Origin of the sequence: Candidatus Poriferisodalis sp. (assembly GCF_965198245.1) — a bacterium.
Classification (GTDB): Bacteria; Actinomycetota; Acidimicrobiia; order Acidimicrobiales; family Poriferisodalaceae; genus Poriferisodalis.
This window is the reverse complement of record NZ_OZ240249.1, coordinates 3,304,841-3,322,655: the sequence shown is the minus strand read 5'-3', so window position 1 is coordinate 3,322,655 and position 17,815 is coordinate 3,304,841. Positions and strand designations below refer to the sequence as shown.

Here is a 17,815-nt window from a genome sequence, read left to right as displayed (position 1 = left end):
ACACCTCGTCGCCCTGCTGTGAGAACACCGCGCGCCTCCCTCACGGTCAGTTGTCGGCACCGACCACCGTCGGCGGGATGACGAGCTGCTCGCCGATCCGCAGCAACGTGTCTTCCTTGCCGTTCTCTTCCATGAGCGCCTGCACCGAGACGCCGAAGCCGTTGGCGATCTTGCTGAGCGTGTCGCCCGGCTGGACCACGTAGATCCGGCGTTGCGGGGGCGGCGGCGCGATCGTCGTGGTCGTGAGCTGGGGACGCAATGTCGTGAGCACGGGGAGCGTCGTCGGGATCGGCTCAGCGTCGGGCTCTGAGGCACAACCCGTGGCGAGCATCACCGCCGCGCACGCAGCTGCTGCCACGGCACGAAACCGCCGCATCGCTCAGCCGGCCCGTACGGCCGCAGTGTTCAGCTGCCGGGGCCAGTTGCCCGGATCGAGCCGAGCGGCGAGATCTCCGGCCACGAAGGGCTGCGGCTCGTCGTCGGTCACGGTCAGCAACTCGGCGCCGCCGGCAGTCACCACCACCGTGTGCTCGAACTGGGCCGTTCGACTGCGATCCACGGTCATGGCCGTCCAACCGTCGGGCCACAGCTGGGCGCGTGGCGTACCCATCGTGATCATCGGCTCCACGGTGAAGGTCAAACCCTCAACTAGTTCGGTGCGTGCGTCCGGGTCGTAGTAGTGGGGGATGTTGGGCAGCTGGTGGAAGATCTGCCCGATGCCGTGCCCGACGAACTCGCGCACTACGCCGTACCCCGCGGCCTCGGCATGGATCGCAATGGCACGGCCGATGTCGCACACCTGGGCTCCGGGCCCTGCCGCGGCGATGCCGTGATACATGGCTTCGCGAGTCACCTCCACCAGCCGTCGAGACTCAGCGTCGACGTCACCCACCAAGAACGTCTCGGAGTGATCTCCGTGGACACCCCCGACGAAGATGGTGACGTCGCAGTTCACGATGTCACCGTCGCGCAGAGGTCGATCGTCGGGAATTCCGTGGCAGATGATCTCGTTGACCGAGGTGCACAGCGACTTCGGGAAACCGTTGTAGTTGAGCGGGCTCGGGTAACCGCCCTCGGCGATGCAGGTCTCGTGGCACACCTCGTCGAGATGTTCACTGGTGACACCTGGGGCAATCTCGGCCGCCACGGCCGTCAGCACACGCCGCGCAGCCGAGCCCGCCAATCGCATTGCCTCGATCGTGGCGCTGTCCGAGGGCCCAATGGCGTTCGTGGCCGTTGGGGACCTGCCGCTTCGCGCGTAGGGCGGCGTATCGATATGTGCAGGCACCGCTCTGCGCGGCGCGACCCGGCCGACGACCACCGGCTCGAATCCCGAGGGTCTCATGCGCGCCGCTGGCACCCGACGCTTGCGCCTGCCCATTGTCGTCACGCTACCCGTGAGCCAGTGGTGCTTCGCGAGCGCGCCATCAGGGCTGCGTTTGTCGAACTGAGTGCCCGCCTGCTCGGGGAGATAGCTGAGCGCTGTGTCAATGGTCCTCGGCGAGATCGCCGAGCACCTCGTCGTTGTGCTCGCCGAGCTTGGGTGCGCGGCGGTAGATGCCCGGCGGCGTGGCGCTCATGCGAATCGGCGGGGCGATCTGCACGATCGGTCGCCCGATCGGCTGGTCGACCGCCACCAGCATGTCGCGAGCGGCCACGTGGGGGTCTTCGAACAGGTCGCCGGGGTGATTCACCGGCCCGCAGGGCACCTTGCCGCCGATGGCATCGAGCACTTCGGCCTTGGTGTGCGACGCGGCCCATTCCGTCAGCGCGCCGATGATCTCCTCCCGGTGGTGGAACCTCGCGCGCAGCGTGCGGGTCTCTTCTGCCCAGGCCCACTCGGGCCGCCCGATGGCAACCGCAAGTTCACGCCAGTGGTTGTCGGTCGGCGCGCCGATGGCAACGGCACCATCGGACGTGGAGAACACGTCGAACGGCACGATGTACTGGTTGCGGTTCCCGCTGGGCGGCGTGTCGGGCTGGCCCATCACGCTGTAGCGGGTGACACCGACTTCGCAGAGGGCCATCACCGCATCCACCATGGACACGTCCACGAACTGGCCCTCGCCGGTCCGCTGTGCGTGGAAGAGCGCCGCGAGCACCCCCATGGCGCCGATCGTGCCTGGGTAGGTGTCGCCGATGTAGGGACCGACCACGTGGCGGTCGTCGGGGCCGCTGCCAGTGGCGGAGACCATGCCTGACATGGCCTGGGCCACGACGTCGTACGCGGGCCAGTCCACGTAGGGGCTCTCACCCGATCGCGGGTCGCCGAAGCCGCGAATCGCGCCGTACACGAGCCGCGGGTTGCGCTCGTGGAGCACTTCCCAGCCCACGCCGAGCGCATCCATCACCCCGGCGCGCATGTTCTCGACCAGCGCGTCGGCACTGTCGACGAGCTGCAGGAACTTCTCGCGGTCGCCGTGGTCGGTGAGGTCGAGCGCGACGCCGCGCTTGTTGCGGTTGTAGTTGGCGAACCCGGCGCCGAAATTCCGCTCGGAGTCCTCACGGGTGAACGGTGCCATCTTGCGGGCAAGCTCTCCCCGCGGCGGCTCCACCTTGATGACGTCGGCGCCCAGGTCGGCCAGCATCATCGTGGACCACGGCCCGGCAAGGGCGTGGGTGCAGTCGATGATGCGCACCCCTTGAAGCGGACCTGAGTTGTGGGCAGCCATCGGGGCAACCCGCTCGTGTGCGGTCAGGTGATCGCTGTCGGGTGGGTCAAGCAGTGCCATGTTGTCGTCCCTGAGGTGCCGCGCCGCGATCAGGCGAAGTTCGGGCGGCGCTTCTCGACGATCGCAGCGTGGCCCTCCCGAACGTCGGAGCCCGTGAAACCCAGCATCTCCAGGGCCGCAGACGTGTCGAAGATGGGTCCCGCCATCCGCATCCAGTTGTTGAGGCTGTACTTCGTCCAGCGAATGGCGCTCTGGCTGCCCTTGGCCAGCCTGCGAGCGACGGCGAAGGCCTCGGCGACCACCGCATCGTCATCGGTAACCTTGCTGACGAGGCCCATGGCGTCGGCTTCTTCGCCGGTGATGGTGTCGCAGGTCAGCAGGTAGTACTTCGACTTGGCCATGCCGCACAGGATCGGCCACACGATCGCGGCGTGATCGCCCGCGGCAACGCCGAGCTTGGTGTGCCCGTCCACGATCCGGGCACTGCGACCGGCAATGGAGATGTCGGCCATCAGTGCCGCCGCGAGACCGGCACCGACGGCCACGCCCTCGATCGCCGACACGATGATCTTGGAGCAGTTGATCATGTTGTAGACGATGTCTCTCGCCTCGCGCAGGGCCCGCTGGCGCGTCTCGAAATCGTCCATGATTTCCTGGATCATGTCCAGGTCGCCGCCGGCGGAAAATGTGCCGCCCGCTCCCCGGATTACCGCCACCCTCGTGTCGGGATCGGTGTCGACCTCCCGCCACACATCGGCCAGCGCCAAGTGTTTCGGCGCGTCGACTGAGTTCAGACGACCCGGCGTGTCGATCATGATCTCGAGCACGCCGTCGTCGTCGGGACCCGTGATCTGGAGCGCGGAAAAGGATGCGTAACGGTCGTTCATGAAGGCTGACGCTAGTTGCCTTCGACAGCGGTCGCCCGGGGCTGCGAGCGGTGATGAAGCGGACTCGCAGCGATGTTGATGCGCCCTAATTCTCTGGGGTGGCGGTCGCCCGGGGCTGCGAGTGGTGATGAAGCGGACTCGCAGCGATGTTGATGCGCCCTAATTCTCTGGGGTGGCGGTCGCCCGGGGCTGCGAGTCCGCTGCGCTGAGCATCCGGTAGGCCGATTCGATCTCGCCTGGCGGTGCGAAGATCCGCTCCCACGGGTGCAGCAGCCGGTCGCGTCCATAACGGGGAATGACGTGGACGTGGAAGTGAAACTGCGTCTGGTCTGCTGCGGCACCGTTGTTGTTCAGCAGGTTCACGCCCGCGGGCGCCAGCCGCTCGCGCACCAGGTCTGCCACCCGCCGCACCGCGTGCATCACCTGCGCGGCGTCGTCATCGGTGAGATCCCAGACATCGGTGATGTGCCGGCGGGGGATGACCAGGCAGTGACCGACGGTCATGGGCAGGCGGTCCATGAACGCCACGGCGTGTTCGTCTTCGTAGAAGCGCAACGCCGGGATATCGCCAGCAGCGATCGAACAGAAGGCGCAGCCCGGCATCCGGTCCGCAGTCGTTTGATCAGGGGTAGTAAAGCTCACCGAGGGACCGGATCGCAGCCGTCTAGTGGTACCGGAGCTCGACGTGGTCGACGACGTGGTCGTGGCCCTTCGCCAGCACCAGGTCGGCCCGCGCACGCGTCGGAAGAATGTTCTCGCACAGGTTCACGAGATTGATCGAGCGCCAGATCGTGCGAGCGACGGCGTCAGCAGCCGACGGCGGCAGGTCTGCAAACTGCGCGAAGTACGCAGACTGCTCGCGGAAAACCGTCTTGCGCAGCTGCTGGAAGCGTTCGACGTACCACTCCTCGAGGTCTTCGGCCTCGGCGTCGACGTAGATGGTGAAGTCGAAGAAGTCCGACACGAACGGCGTGTTCGACGGCGATCCGGTCTGGAGAACGTTCAGACCCTCGACGATGAGGATGTCTGGCTGGTTGATGAGCTGGACCTCGTTGGTGACGTCGTACAGGCTGTGCGAGTACACCGGCGCGGCAACGTCGGGTTCACCGCTGGAGATCCGCTGGAGGAAGTCCCGCAGCTCGCTACGGCGGTAGGACTCCGGGAAGCCCTTGCGCCCAAGAATGCCGCGCGCAGTCAGCTCGGCATTGGGCAACAGGAACCCGTCCGTGGTGACCAGATCCACTTCGGGATGGTCCGGCCACGAGGCCAAGACGGCTTGCAGGATGCGTGCAGTGGTGCTCTTGCCGGCGGACACGCTGCCGCCGATGCCGATCAGGTAGGGCCTCGGCGGCAACACCCTTCCGAAGAAGCCCTCGGTGGTGGCGCGCAGATGGCGCTTGGCAGCGACCCGCAGATTCAGCAGGCGTGACAGCGGCAGGTAGATGTCCCGCACCATGTCGAGCGTCACCGGCTCGACCAGTCCGGCCAGTGCCTCGAGTTCGGCCTCGGTCAACGACAGCGGCGTGGCATCTCGCAGCTTCGCCCACTGCTCGCGAGTGAACCTGCAATGCCGGTCATCGATGCCCGGTTCGAGCATTGCGCCGTCCGTCACCCGCCTAGCTTGGCGAACTTATGGTGTCGTCCGCAACTGGTCCAATATTGGGACCGTAGGCGCCCTGCGGTTTGGCCATGCCCCGGTGCCAGCGCCGAGGCGTCGCGACGGCTGCGCGTGGGTAGTCCTCGAACATCCAGCGTGCAAACTGCCTGCGAGTCCAGCCCGACAGGTCGACCGCACCCAGTGCCAGCTCGGCCAGCCGCTCGTGTGCCAGCACGCGGCTGAGGTTGCGCGCCAACCCGTGGTCCAGCGTGAACTCGGCCTGCGCGTCGCGCGCATAGCGAGCGGTCACGCTGTGTGGGGGTCCGCCGCGAGCGATCGCCGCCGCCGCCATCCGTCCCATCTGAAGGGCTTGGCCAATGCCTTCACCTGTCAGCGGGTCGGCGGCCGCCGCAGCATCGCCGCACAGCAACGTGCGCCCTCGCGCGAGCTCCAGATCTCCCAGTCGCGCAGGAATCGGCCACGCTCGCGTCGGCCCCTCGGGCTCGTGGCGCCCGAGCACGCCCGCGATGTGGCGACGCTCGGTGAGGCTCGCCCAGACAGCCGCGATTTCACTGCCGGCGAGTGTGCCCGTGCCGTTTGGGGCGCCGTTGCCGCCGGTGCGTCTCGGCACACCGAAACCAACATTGACGCGTCCGTCGCCGAGCGGGAACGACCAGGCGTAACCCGGCAGCAGGTCGGGCTCGAACCACACCCACATGTTGTGGGCCGCTTCGCCGCTTGCGTGCAGGTAGCCCCGGAACGCATGCCAATCGCCCCGGTAACGGAGTGGGCCGATGCCGAGCGCTTTGCGAACGCTCGAATAGACGCCGTCCGCGGCCACGACGAACCGGGCCTGTGTGCGACTGCCGTCGCTGAGCCGGATTGAGGCGGTGTTCGCTCGCTCGCCGGAGTCCTCGAAGCCATCGAATGCGATGCCGAGGCGGACATCGGCTCCTGCTGCTGCAGCGAGGTTGACGAGCGCCGCATCGAGCTCGGTGCGGCGGCACACGGCGGCGAACTGCCCCCGTCCGCCGGGAAGCGGCAGGAGAATGACGCGCCCGCGAGGCGTACGCACACTCGCGGCATCGACATGCATCCACGAGTCCAGCCGTTCAGGCCGCAGGCCGAGACATTCGAGTTCACGCAGTGCGAGCGCGGTGAGGCCGTCCCCGCAGCACTTGTCACGTCCTGGCGCTGCGCGGTCGACGAGCATCACCTCGAGGCCTGCGCGCCGGGCCGACACGGCAGCGGATGCGCCAGCCGGGCCGGCGCCCACGACCAAGACATCTACGACCGACATCGATTCAGGACTCCTCGAGCTCGCCGGTTTCTATGTTCCCGTCGTTGTTGCTGGCCTGCTCGTTGACAGAGCCATCGGGGTTGTCTGGGTTGTCTGGTTCGCTCGTATCCACCGGGTCCTCGCCGGTCTCGTCGCCCCCGCCGTCGGTGCCGTCGCCGGGCTCGGTCTCGTCGTCCTCGCCGTCGGTGCCGTCGCCGTCGTCACCCGACTCGTCGGGTGGGACCAGCGTGCTCAGATCGACGCCGAGGCAGGGATCGTCGGGATAGCGCGGCACTTCTGAGTCGCGTTCTCCGGGCCGTTCTTCGCACTCGATCGACGGGCACTCCACGATGGATCCATCAGCGCGCTCGCTGCCGTCATCGACCATTTCGAGCTCGCTATCGCCGGGTGCCCCCTCAGCGCCGTCCGGCGTCTCTGCGCCTTCGGGGGACTCGGGGGGCACCAGCAGCGGGTCCACGCACTGGCGCGGAACCGAACGTGTGCCGTCGCAGTCGCGGCCTTCCTCGGGCCGGTAGCGAGCATTGAAGGTGTCCTTCTTTACGGTGCCGTCTGAGAACACTCGCGTTCGATCAGTGCGGACCCGGCGGCAGAAGTCCTGCATGTCCTCTTCGGGCTCACCGATCTTCACCTGGACGTTGCGGGTGGAATAGAGCTCGACGGTGATGGAAGTGTCGGTGTAGGTCGGCCACACCAGCACGCCGTACGGGGTGGGATTGGTGAACTTCAGATCGGGCTTCGGGTACGAGATCGTGGGGTCCAACCCGAACGGGTAGCGGCTGAGGTACAGCGAGTGCGTCTGGTACTCGTCGATGCCCATGCCCGCCAGGATCAGGGAGTTGAAGATCGTGGTGGCGAACTGCGACACCCCGCCGCCGATGTCGTCGACGAGAACGCCCTTGTCGATGAAGCCGCCCTCCACGAAGCCCTTCTCGGTGGTTCGTCTGCCGACGTGACCGTTGAGCGACAGGCTCTGGCCGGGTTCGACCACCACGGCGCGCATCAACTCGGCGAAGCGGTGGATGTTGTCGACACGTGACTGGCAGCAGGCATGCCTCGTGGTGAACGTGGCGACCAATTCGACGATGCCGAGGGATTCCAGGTATGCCTGCTCCTCGCGGCTCACCGCAGGGCGCGTCGGCAGTGCAAGCGGGCCCTCGATGCGTCCGATGATCGCCTGTTCGATCAGGGGTCCCACTTCGTTGGCACAGCAGGCGACGTTGCCATCACTCGCCACCACCCTCGGCACGCCGTCGACGACGGTCATGGCGGCAGCAGCGAAGGGTGCCGACGCTGCGGCGAACGCCTCTTCGAGGTACGCCCCAACCGCAGTGTCGTCGAAGGTGATCACCGGTGGCACTGCGTTCGGGTCCAGATTGAGCCAGCCGGCCACCGTCTCGATGGTGAGTTCGTGGGTCACCTCGCCGTAAGCCACGACGAGACTGCGTCCGTAGTTCTCATGGGCGGTGTTGACGGCCTGCTGCAGCTCGGGTGTGTAGGCGAGCGGTTCGCTCTGTGTCAGCTCGGCAGCGATCTCGATGCGGCTGAACGAGCGGGCTATGCCCTCGAGGACCTGGTCGACGATTGCATCCGCATCCACGACCTGACCGGGCTGGCCGAGGTCGACGGCCAGCGTGTCGTTGACGACGGTGACAGCTGGGGGAGTTGCGGTCACGCCAAGATCGGTGGCGTTGGCCAGCGTGGATCGTGCCTGTGACCGGTCAACGCGGAAGCGGCGCTCGCTGAACTGCGGGTCAGTGGACATCGCGGTCCAGGGCTCTTCTGCCGAGCCAGCGACGTCAACCGAAGCAGCTCGCAGTTCCCGGACTGCGTCGTAGGAGGCGTCGATCTCCAGCGTGATGCCGAGGTCGGCCACCGTCAGGGCCACCTCGCCGGCGTCGGTGCGCACCACTATCGGTGTGCTCGCCAGCTCGGCTGCAAGCATCGCAATGCGCAGCCGCAGCGCATCGGAGCTCACCTGCGATGGCGTGCCTGCATCCGCCGTCGGAGCGACCATCACCACGCTGGTCGCAGTAGGTGCATCAGTTGCGACAGGGACAGTCGGATCGGGCGCATCCGCCGAGTTCGTGACGGCAAGCACGGCCGTTCCAAGGATCGCCGCAACCAGGATTGCGGCCGCAGTGATGATCGACCAGCGGGGGGCCCACGTCGGCCAGTGCACGACCGATGAGCGTACGTGTCAGCTGCCGCTGTCAAGCGTCAGGCTCGAACACTGCCCGCGGCGTTCCAACTCTGCGGAATGCACGGCAGGCGTGCGATACTCCGAGCCGCCGGCACTGCAGGGAAGGCTGCGCAACGGTGCCGCTTCGCGTCTGCAGCCACATTCACCGAAGGAAGTCACAACGTCATGAGCAAGCTGTGCGAAGGTCGGGTCGTCATCGTGACCGGGGGTGCCCGGGGCATCGGGCGGGAGCACTGCCTCATGCTTGCCGAGCATGGGGCAAAGGTCGTTTGCAACGACCTCGGCGGTGCCCGAGACGGCACTGGTGCCGACATGAGTCCCTCCGATGAGGTGGTCGCCGAGATCGAGGCGATGGGCGGAGAGGCCGTCGCCAACGGCGACGATGTATCGGACTGGGAAGGCTCTCAGCGGCTCGTGAACCAGGCCATCGAGACATTCGGCGACCTGCACGGCGTGGTGAACAACGCCGGCATCTTGCGTGACCGCATGCTGGTGAACATGACCGAGGCCGAGTGGGATGCGGTGATCAAGGTTCACCTCAAAGGCACATTCGCACCTGCACGCTGGGCCAGTTCCTACTGGCGAGAGAAGTCGAAGGCAGGCGAGCAGGTCAACGCGTCGATCGTGAACACGACGTCGGTCTCGGGCATCTACGGCAATCCGGGCCAGACCAACTACGGCGCCGCCAAGATGGGCATCGCGGCGTTCACGATCATCGCTGCGCGTGAATTGGCGCGTTACGGCGTTCGGGTGAACGCGGTGTCGCCGGGTGCGCTCACCCGCATGACCGAGGACCTGGGCATGGGCGAGGCCTCCGAGGAGGACCAGGCCATGATGCACCCGCGCTACATCGCACCGATCGTGACGTGGCTGTGTTCAGCCGAAGCGGCCGGCGTCACCGGTCGAGTCTTCGAGGCTTCCGGCCGGCTGCTGGCAGTCGCCGAGGGCTGGGAGCGGGGTCCGACCATCGATGCCATCGACGACCCAACCAAGATCGGTGACGCAGCCCGGCAGCTCGTGCGCGATGCTCGCCTCAACAGCGGGATGAGCGGGCAGCCTGCCGACGGCGGCGTGGCCGACTGAGCCACCGGCTTTCGCGGCTGCCGCTGGCCACAAGACTCATCTCGAACTCTTCGAATCAGACTCTTCAGATCGAACTTCTCGGAAAGGACATCGAACATGGGACTCAATCCGGATGCAGTCGGCGCCACCGGTACGCCGACCAAGCGGTCGTGGACCTTCCGCGACTCGCTGCTCTACGCCGTCGGCATCGGTGCAGGCGCGCAGGATCCCTTCGGATCCGAGCTGGAATTCACCACCCACAACTCCAAGGACATCACTCACAAGGCGTTCCCGACTCAGGGCGTCGTCATCGGCTTCGGTGCCGGCGGCGCCATGGCCAACGCTGGTGACCTCGATTGGGGCAAGTTGCTGCACGGCAGCCAGGGGATCAGCGTGCACCAGCCAATCCCGACCGAGGGATCGGTCGAGATCACCGATCGCATCGCCGGGATGTGGGACAAGGGCGAGGGCCGCAACGCCATCATCGACACCGAAGCCAGTGCGGTCAACCCTGACACCGGCGACGTCATCTTCGAGTTGCGCTCGTCTGTCGTGATCCGCGGCTCGGGCGGCTTCGGCGGCGAGCCGGGCAGTACGGCGCCGTTGGTCAGCGCACCCGATCGCGACGCCGACTTTGCGATCGTCTACCAGACGCGCTCCGATCAGGCGCTCACCTATCGACTCAGCGGCGACTACAACCCGCTGCACAGCGACCCCTGGTTCGCCACCGAGCTCGCCGGCTTTCCCAAGCCGATCCTGCACGGACTGTGCACCTACGGCTTCACCGGTCGAGCGCTGTTGCACACCCTGTGCGACGGTGACCCTGCCCGCTTCCGTTCAATGGATTCCCGGTTCTCTGCGCCAGTGTTCCCGGGTGACGAGTTGACCATTCAGGTGTGGGACGACGGCGAGGGCCGCGCGATCTATCGCACGATCTCAGGGCGCGGCACCGACTCCGAGCGCGTCGTCATCGACAACGGTCTGTGCACCTACGCCTGAGAGACGCGTCACCGCCCCTGGGGCGGCACAACTAGAACAGCTTGAGGGTGTCGCTGGTGATGCCGCGAAGCTCGTCATAGTCGAGCACGACACAGCGGATGCCCCGGTCGGCCGCGAGCACGCGGGCCTGGGGCTTGATCTCCTGCGCGGCCAAGACGCCGTTCACGGGCGCCAGGCGAGCATCCCGGTTCAGGTACTCGAGGTACCGGCACAGTTGCTCCACGCCGTCAATCTCGCCCCGGCGCTTGATCTCGACAGCCACGGTGCCGCCGTCCGCACTGCGACACAGCAGGTCCACCGGACCGATGTCGGTTGGGTACTCGCGGCGCACCAGCACCGTGCCTTCGGCCAGAGTCTCGGGATGCGCGGCCACCAACTCCTGCAGGTGGGCTTCGACGCCGTCCCGCTCGAGGCCAGGATCGATGCCCATTTCATGTGTGGTGTCGCTGAACACCTCGGCGATGTGGATTTCGAGGCGCTCGCCCCGGTCGTTCGTGACACGCCACAGATCGGGCTCGCAGACGAGCCGGTTGGGCGCGTTCATCCAGTTGAGCGGCTTGTAGGCACCCCCGTCGGCATGAATTGCCACGCAGCCGTCGGCCTTCACCATGATCAGTCGCACGGCGGAGGGCAGGTGCGCGTCGAGCCGGCCCGAGTAGTCGACCGTGCAGCGTGCGATGACCAGCCGCAATGAACTAAGAGGCTGAGCCGGCAGGCGAAGCCGTGGCCCGAGCGGCCCGTGAGCGTAGCGAACAAGAGCGGGAAACGACAGGTGCCGTAGCGGGAAGATTGAGCAATCCGCGCATTTTCTAGGCGGCTGCGGTCAGCTCGTAGACCGACGTGAGCTTCGGCTCACCGCCGTCATCGAGCACACGCGCTCGACCGCTCTCGGTGAGATGGAGCAAGTGCGCATACACCGAGCTTGCGGCGGGATACCACAGCCGCTTGTCGTAGGCCTCGTACATCTTCGGCACGAAGTCCGCGATACGGCACGGGCCCTGACGGAGGTATTCGATGATCTGGCGTTCCCGGTCGCTGCGGTGAGCAATGAACGACCGCACGTACGCCGTCGGCTCCCCGATGGGCGGCCCGTGGGTAGGCCAGTACCGCTCATGGTCGAACTCGAGCAGCTTCGCCAGCGAGTCCAGGTAGTCCTGCATCGATCCGTCGGGTGGCCCCACCACGCTCGTCGCCCAACCCATCACGTGGTCGCCTGAGAACAGTGAGTTTTCCTCCAGCAGCTCGTAGCACAGGTGGTTCGAGCAATGTCCAGGCGTGTGCACGGCGCGCAGCGTCCAGCCGTCGCCGGCAACGATGTCGCCATCGACCAGGGCCACATCGGGCACGAAGTCGGTGTCGGCACCTTCCCGCTTGAGTTCGTCGGGCAGCTCGTCGAACTCGGCCTGGTACTTCTCCTGCTCCTCGGCGCTGATGTAGTCGGAGAAATCGACGCGGTCGTCGGGATCGAGCTTCCACACGCTCGCGTGCGGTCCGTAGCCATAGCTCAGCGCCCCAGTAGCGACGACCAGATCGCGAGTGAGGGGCGAGTGATCGCTGTGGGTGTGGGTCACCAGTGCGGCGCTGACCGCCTCGCCCGGCTCAAGTGCCCCCAGGATGTCGTCGAGGTGGCTTGCCAGCGGCGGACCGGCGTCGATGACCGCCACCTCGCCGCGGCCGACGATGTACGTGCCGGTGCCGCGATAGGTGAACGGCGTTGGATTCTTGCAGATGACGCGGCGGATCAGCGGGGATACCTGATCACAGGCGCCGTAGTCGAATTCGCCGAGATCCCGGTAGTGCTCGATGGTCACCGGCATCGGCCACTTCTCCTGTGGTGATTGGCCCACGTGCTGCGCGGGCTTCGGGCGCGGGGTAAGTCCCGGGCCGGAATGGCAAGGGTAGGCGCGCCAGCCGGTCGACTTGCTGGCGTCGCGCCCTTGGCTGCGAGCGTGCCGCGGCGAACATGGTTCGAAGTCGTCCCTTTCGGCCTAGCATCACATCACGGCCTGGCCGGGCAGCCGCCATGAGGGGGAAGTGGCTGCCCGGCCCGCTTCGTTTCCGGCCACGCCGCGTCCCTTCGATCGACGTGGTACGTACCGCCGCGACGCCGCGCGAGGCTGTGCGGTGCATTGCGCGCCCACCGAAGGCGCGCGAGGGAGGCGAAATGTCAGGGCAGACAGATGCGAGCGGCGCTTACTTCGTCGGTACCAAGCCGTCAGACCGGTTCCCGATCTGGACACGAGCGAACGTCGGCGAGGTCTTTCCCGACCCGGTGAAGATGAGCACCTTCGACTTCGCGTTCCAGAACGACGAGGGCATCCGCATGTCCGAGCTGGCGTTCCGGGACGCCTACGTGCAGATCGGTGCGTTCACCTACGACGAGTTCGACCCTGACGAATGCGTATTCCTCGGCGTGTTCGGCGGCTACACGTACCTGAACGCAGCCGTCGGGCGCGTCTTCGGCGCCCGAGCTCCCGGCATCGACGTGGAGACGGTCGACCGCAACTTTTTTGGTGAACAGCCCGGGATTCCTCCCTACGAGTCCCATCCTGACGATCCCAGCCCCGAAGCCGAGCAGCGCATCGGCGAGACGTTCCTGTTCCTGTTCACAGCACCAGCGCTGCCGGAGGTTCACGAGGACGAACGAAACATTGCCGAGATCCGCGCGCAAAGGCCTGACTTCGCGCAGATGGGCAACCACGAGATCGCTGACTGGATGATGCACTTCCTCGAGTCGGGCTACGTGGACGGCGCCGGGTTCCGTGAGCTGTTCGCGCGCCACCTGAAGGTGTCGTTCCTCGCAGCTGTGCCGCTGGGCGCGCTCGAGCAGGTGTGCATTGCACTGGGTCGCCCCGAAGACACGCTCAAGCTGGTGGCCGGGTACGGCGACGTGGCCTCAGCAGCGCCGTCGGATGCGATGTGGCAGCTCGGCCGGCAGGTCGCAGCGTCGACCACGCTCGGCGAGTTGTTCGACAGCGGCCCAGCCGGATTGGCCGAGCGCCTCAGCGCGGCAGCGGCCGAAGATGCCGGCGGCGACGCAGCAGCATTCAGCGAGGCCTTCGCACAGTTCCTGTACGACTTCGGCTCGCGAGGTCCCAACGAGTGGGAGATCAGCTGCCCATCGTGGGAGACCGATCCCGACATCGCACTCGCAGCGATCGACCGCATGCGTCTCGCTCCAGCGGACGTAGACCCCGCACGACGCCGCGCCGAGCTCGCGGCACAGCGCGAAGCTCTGGGCGCAGAGATCTCAGAGTTACTCGCTGGCGACCCGGACACTCAGATGCAGTTCGACCTGGCTCGGGGAGCTGCTGCGGTGTACCTGCCCGGGCGTGAGCGCACCAAGACCAACTGCGTGCGCTACGTCAACGAGACCCGCGTCGCCTCGCGTGTGCTGGGACGAAGGTTGGTCGAGCGCGGGATGTCTTCGTCCGAAACCGACTTCGCCATGCTGCGGTTCAGCGAGATGCACGAGATGATGGACGACCCGGCCGATTGGTCCGACGTCATCGCCCAGCGCCAAGCGGTCTGGGATGACGCAAATGCACGACAGGAGCCCTTCGTCATCGTCGGTGACCCGCCGCCGATGTCGCAGTGGCCGCTCCGGGGTGCGAACGAATTGCCCCAGCTCGCAGCGGGGGAGGTGCTGGCAGGGCTGCCCGGCTGCCCAGGCATCGCCCGGGGCCGGGCTCGCGTGGTGCTCGACAGCAGCGACCCGACGGCGCTGGGGTCCGGCGATGTGCTCGTGGCGCCGCTCACCGACCCGTCGTGGACTCCGCTATTCGTGAGCGCGAGCGCTGTCGTCGTGGACGTCGGCGCGGCGCTCAGCCATTCGGTCATCGTGAGCCGCGAGCTGGGTCTGCCGTGCGTCATCTCCGCGACCGGAGCGACGGGACGCATCCCCGATGGCGCGCTCGTCGAAGTGAACGGCGACACTGGCGTGATCACTGTGCTCGAGGCGTGACGCAGGGCGAGAGCCTTCAGCGGGACGGCCAGTCTGGCAAGCGTCGCTCGGTGAGTGCTTGGACACCCTCGAGGTAGTCGGGGCTGGGGATCATGTCGTCGAGCAGTCGATCCGACTCCGAGACGGCGGTGCCCACGTCCCGGTGTTGGTCCAGATAGATCTGCCGCTTCGTCGTGGCGAGTGAGCTGGGCGCTACCCGAGCCGCCATGTCGTGCGCGTACGCGTAGACGTGGTCCATGAGCTGGGGGCCCTCGAGAATCTCGTTGAACAGACCCCAGCCTTCGGTCTGCGATGCCAGGAACTTGCGGCTCGACAGCAGCAGGTCGTTGGATCGCGTGATGCCGACCAGGCGGGGGAGCACCCATGACAGGCCGTACTCGGCGGGCAGTCCGAGCGGGCCGTGCGCGGTGGTCAGTTTGGCGTCCGCGGCAGCGAAGCGCAGGTCGCAATAGCAGGCCAGCACGAGCCCAGCGCCCGCCGCAGCGCCGTTCACGGCTGCGATGGTCACGGTCTCCAGCGCCATCATGAACGCAAAGTTCTGGTCGAACTGCGGCGCCACGCCATAGCCCGGCATTGCCAGGTCAGGGGCCGTGCCCGGGTCGTAGCCGCCCTTTTGGCCATGACCTTCCAACGCCTGGGTGTCGGCGCCCACGCAGAAGTCGCGACCCTCGCCGGTGATCACGATGACCCGGACCTGCGTGTCTTGTTCCGCTTGTTCCAGCACCCAGCGCAACTCGGTGTGCATCCGCCCGGTCCACGCGTTTCGGCGGTTCGGTCGTGACAGCGTCAACGTCGAGACGGGACCGTCGATGGCGTACTTCGTTGCCTTCAGTTCCACGGATCCCTCCTTTGGCTGCGGGCCAGCCGGCGATCTCAGGCTTCGCCTTCGATCACCTTTCTCAACGCCTCGAGGGCGTCTGTTGCGTACTCGGGGCGGCAGATGAGCAGATCCGGCAGCCAAGGGTCGGCGAAGTTGTACGCCAGCTCCGAACCGTCGCACCGGCTGGCGTGCAGGCCGGCTGCTCGCGCCACCCCAGCGGGGGCGCAGTTGTCCCACTCGAACTGTCCACCCGAATGGGCATAGATATCGGCCATGCCAAGCACGACTGACATAGCTTTGGCGCCCGCCGAGCCGAGCGTCATCAATTCGGCGTCGAGGGCTTGGGCAACGATGATTGCTGCCGCTGGCGGGCGCGATCTGCTGACGACCATGCGCGGACGGCCGTTGTGGGGCTCCGGCAACGGCGGCGCCGGTTCGGTGCACAGCGTCTGGCCGACAGCGGGCAGTGCCACCGCGGCTGCGGTCGGCACGCCGTTCTCGACCAAGGCGATATGAACAGCCCAGTCAGTGCGCCCCGGTTCGGAGAACTCGCGGGTGCCATCCAGCGGGTCCACGATCCAGACTCGATCTGCGGTAAGTCGCGCCAGGTCGTCGCGTCCTTCTTCGGACAGGATCGCATCACCCGGCCGCGCTTGGGACAAGCGGTTCACGATGAGCCGGTGGGCCTCGTTGTCGCCGGTGTCGCGGACCTCCCAGGTTCCGGCTCCCGATGAGAAGAGCCGCTCACGGATCTCCACCAGCAGGGTCCCGGTCTCGGTGGCCACGCTCGCGGCAAGGGTGTGGTCGGCTGACTGGGCCATCGGCCAAGTGTGCCCCCTCGATGCCCCGCCACCACATGAGAGGCCCGCTCGGGAGCTGTCCAAGCCCTCTGCGAACCTTCCAAGACCGAATGCTCCGAGGACGAATTTCATGCTTCTATCTCATGTTTCTTCTTAATTTGTCTCATTTTTCTTCGTAAACGGTCCCGGGCCGCAAATGCGGGCGGGTAGTCTCGCGGACCGTCGGGTGCAGTGGAGCGCGTAATAGCGCGTATCGCACCCGCGTTCTGTACTACCGATGGAGGGAACGTTCTCAATGAATAGACGTATCGCGCCGATTTCCCGGCGGTCTGCACTGCGACTCGGCGGCGTGCTTGTTGCGCTCGCCTTGATGGCCGCTGCGTGCGGCTCCGGCGATGGCGACGACCAGGATGTCGATGGCGACGAGCCAGCTGCCACGACCGAGGCGGCAGAGCCTGAAACCGAAGTCGCCCTGGTACAGGACACAGGCGACTTGCTGGCTACGGTCCAGGATCGCGGCTCGCTCAACTGCGGCGTCAGCGGTTCGGCAGTTGCCTTCTCCGAAACGCAGCCCGACGGCAGCACGACCGGCTTCGACGCCGACTACTGCCGTGCAGTAGCAGCAGCGATCCTGGGTGATGCGGGCGCTGTGAACTTCGTGCCGCTGACCGCGGCCGAGCGGTTCACCGCGCTGGAGACCGGCGACATCGACCTGCTGGTGCGTAACACCACCTGGACCCAGAGCCGGGACACCGACCTCGTGCTCGACTTCGGACCGACCACCTACTACGACGGCCAGCAGATCATGGCCCGCGTGAGCGACAACTTCTCGGCCTCCTCGACGGTGGCGGATCTGGATGGCGCCACGGTGTGCACCAACGCCGGCACGACCACCGAGAAGAACATCGCTGACGCGGCTAACGCAGCCGGCATCGAGATCACGCTGTCGACGTTCGAGGACTTCGACATCGTCACCGACAACTTCATCCAAGGTGCGTGCGATGCGGTCACCACCGACGGCTCCGCGCTCGTCGGCCGCAAGGTCAAGCAGGAAGGCGATCAGGAGTGGGTGATCTTCCCGCCGACGCCGATCTCGAAGGAGCCGCTGGGTCCGGTCTACCCGCAGAACCAGTCGACCTTCGGCGACGTCGTCAACTGGGCGGTGTACGCCACGATCATCGCTGATGAGAAGGGCATCACGTCGGAGAACATCGACTCCATGCTTTCGGGCGGCAGCCTCGACGCCGAGGCGATCCGCATGCTCGGCGGCGAGGGTGAGCTGCAGACCAAGATGGGTCTGACGGCCGACGCGTTCTACAACGTGATCAGCCAGGTCGGGAACTACGACGAGATCTACACCCGCAACCTCGGCCCGGTCGGCCTGAGCCGTGACGGCTCGGCGAACGCGCGCTGGACTGCGGGCGGACTCATCTACGCACCACCTGCTCGCTAATCGCTGAGCCTGCCGGCTGGGGACCTCCCCAGTCGTGTGGGTGAGCGAACACATGACAAGC

General features: G+C 66.5%; 16 protein-coding genes. 4 read left to right on the top strand and 12 right to left on the bottom strand.

Annotation, left to right across the window (positions count from 1 at the left end; translation table 11 throughout):
- Positions 1-46 precede the first annotated feature (46 nt).
- From ACOCMM_RS14815 to ACOCMM_RS14780, 8 genes are all read right to left on the bottom strand, one after another.
- A complete protein-coding gene (locus ACOCMM_RS14815; protein ID WP_419553900.1) occupies positions 47-358 on the bottom strand; it encodes a LysM peptidoglycan-binding domain-containing protein in 312 nt (103 codons plus the stop codon).
- Positions 359-379: 21 nt separating this feature from the next.
- Positions 380-1,381, bottom strand: coding sequence for a type I methionyl aminopeptidase (gene map / locus ACOCMM_RS14810; protein WP_419553899.1), 1,002 nt, complete (start codon positions 1,379-1,381; stop codon positions 380-382).
- 106 nt (positions 1,382-1,487) lie between these two features.
- The gene (locus ACOCMM_RS14805; RefSeq protein ID WP_419553898.1) at positions 1,488-2,732 is read right to left on the bottom strand and encodes a CaiB/BaiF CoA transferase family protein; all 1,245 of its coding nucleotides are present in this window, start codon (positions 2,730-2,732) and stop codon (positions 1,488-1,490) included.
- A 29-nt stretch (positions 2,733-2,761) separates the two neighbouring features.
- The gene (locus tag ACOCMM_RS14800) at positions 2,762-3,559 is read right to left on the bottom strand and encodes an enoyl-CoA hydratase/isomerase family protein (protein ID WP_419553897.1); all 798 of its coding nucleotides are present in this window, start codon (positions 3,557-3,559) and stop codon (positions 2,762-2,764) included.
- A 159-nt stretch (positions 3,560-3,718) separates the two neighbouring features.
- Positions 3,719-4,201, bottom strand: coding sequence for an HIT family protein (locus ACOCMM_RS14795; protein WP_419553896.1), 483 nt, complete (start codon positions 4,199-4,201; stop codon positions 3,719-3,721).
- A 22-nt stretch (positions 4,202-4,223) separates the two neighbouring features.
- Positions 4,224-5,156 carry a type I pantothenate kinase gene (gene coaA / locus ACOCMM_RS14790; protein WP_419554896.1) on the bottom strand — a complete coding sequence of 311 codons (933 nt, stop codon included), beginning with the start codon at positions 5,154-5,156 and terminating at the stop codon, positions 4,224-4,226.
- A 19-nt stretch (positions 5,157-5,175) separates the two neighbouring features.
- Positions 5,176-6,456 carry a geranylgeranyl reductase family protein gene (locus ACOCMM_RS14785; RefSeq protein WP_419553895.1) on the bottom strand — a complete coding sequence of 427 codons (1,281 nt, stop codon included), beginning with the start codon at positions 6,454-6,456 and terminating at the stop codon, positions 5,176-5,178.
- Positions 6,457-6,460: 4 nt separating this feature from the next.
- A complete protein-coding gene (locus tag ACOCMM_RS14780; protein WP_419553894.1) occupies positions 6,461-8,635 on the bottom strand; it encodes a VanW family protein in 2,175 nt (724 codons plus the stop codon).
- Positions 8,636-8,821: 186 nt separating this feature from the next.
- Between ACOCMM_RS14780 and ACOCMM_RS14775 the strand changes: the two genes are divergently transcribed.
- Both ACOCMM_RS14775 and ACOCMM_RS14770 read left to right on the top strand, forming a co-directional pair.
- On the top strand, positions 8,822-9,739 hold the full coding sequence (locus ACOCMM_RS14775; RefSeq protein ID WP_419553893.1) for an SDR family oxidoreductase: 918 nt from the start codon (positions 8,822-8,824) through the stop codon (positions 9,737-9,739).
- 96 nt (positions 9,740-9,835) lie between these two features.
- The gene (locus ACOCMM_RS14770) at positions 9,836-10,717 is read left to right on the top strand and encodes a MaoC/PaaZ C-terminal domain-containing protein (RefSeq protein WP_419553892.1); all 882 of its coding nucleotides are present in this window, start codon (positions 9,836-9,838) and stop codon (positions 10,715-10,717) included.
- Positions 10,718-10,748: 31 nt separating this feature from the next.
- Here the strand turns inward: ACOCMM_RS14770 and nucS are convergent, their stop codons facing one another.
- Complete coding sequence (nucS, locus tag ACOCMM_RS14765) at positions 10,749-11,408, bottom strand: endonuclease NucS (RefSeq protein WP_419553891.1); 660 nt, start codon at positions 11,406-11,408, stop codon at positions 10,749-10,751.
- A gap of 118 nt (positions 11,409-11,526) precedes the next feature.
- Entirely contained in the window at positions 11,527-12,534 is a 1,008-nt protein-coding gene (locus ACOCMM_RS14760; protein WP_419553890.1) for an MBL fold metallo-hydrolase, read from the bottom strand.
- A 347-nt stretch (positions 12,535-12,881) separates the two neighbouring features.
- Here ACOCMM_RS14760 and ACOCMM_RS14755 point away from each other — a divergent pair, with 347 nt between their 5' ends.
- Entirely contained in the window at positions 12,882-14,681 is a 1,800-nt protein-coding gene (locus tag ACOCMM_RS14755; protein ID WP_419553889.1) for a PEP-utilizing enzyme, read from the top strand.
- Between the two features lie 16 nt (positions 14,682-14,697).
- Here ACOCMM_RS14755 and ACOCMM_RS14750 read toward each other — a convergent pair whose 3' ends face one another.
- Both ACOCMM_RS14750 and ACOCMM_RS14745 read right to left on the bottom strand, forming a co-directional pair.
- Positions 14,698-15,519, bottom strand: a complete 822-nt coding sequence (locus ACOCMM_RS14750) for an enoyl-CoA hydratase-related protein (protein WP_419553888.1) — start codon at positions 15,517-15,519, stop codon at positions 14,698-14,700.
- Between the two features lie 35 nt (positions 15,520-15,554).
- Positions 15,555-16,322, bottom strand: a complete 768-nt coding sequence (locus ACOCMM_RS14745; RefSeq protein WP_419553887.1) for a 3'(2'),5'-bisphosphate nucleotidase CysQ — start codon at positions 16,320-16,322, stop codon at positions 15,555-15,557.
- 274 nt (positions 16,323-16,596) lie between these two features.
- Between ACOCMM_RS14745 and ACOCMM_RS14740 the strand changes: the two genes are divergently transcribed.
- Positions 16,597-17,754 carry an amino acid ABC transporter substrate-binding protein gene (locus ACOCMM_RS14740; protein ID WP_419553886.1) on the top strand — a complete coding sequence of 386 codons (1,158 nt, stop codon included), beginning with the start codon at positions 16,597-16,599 and terminating at the stop codon, positions 17,752-17,754.
- Positions 17,755-17,815 lie beyond the last annotated feature (61 nt).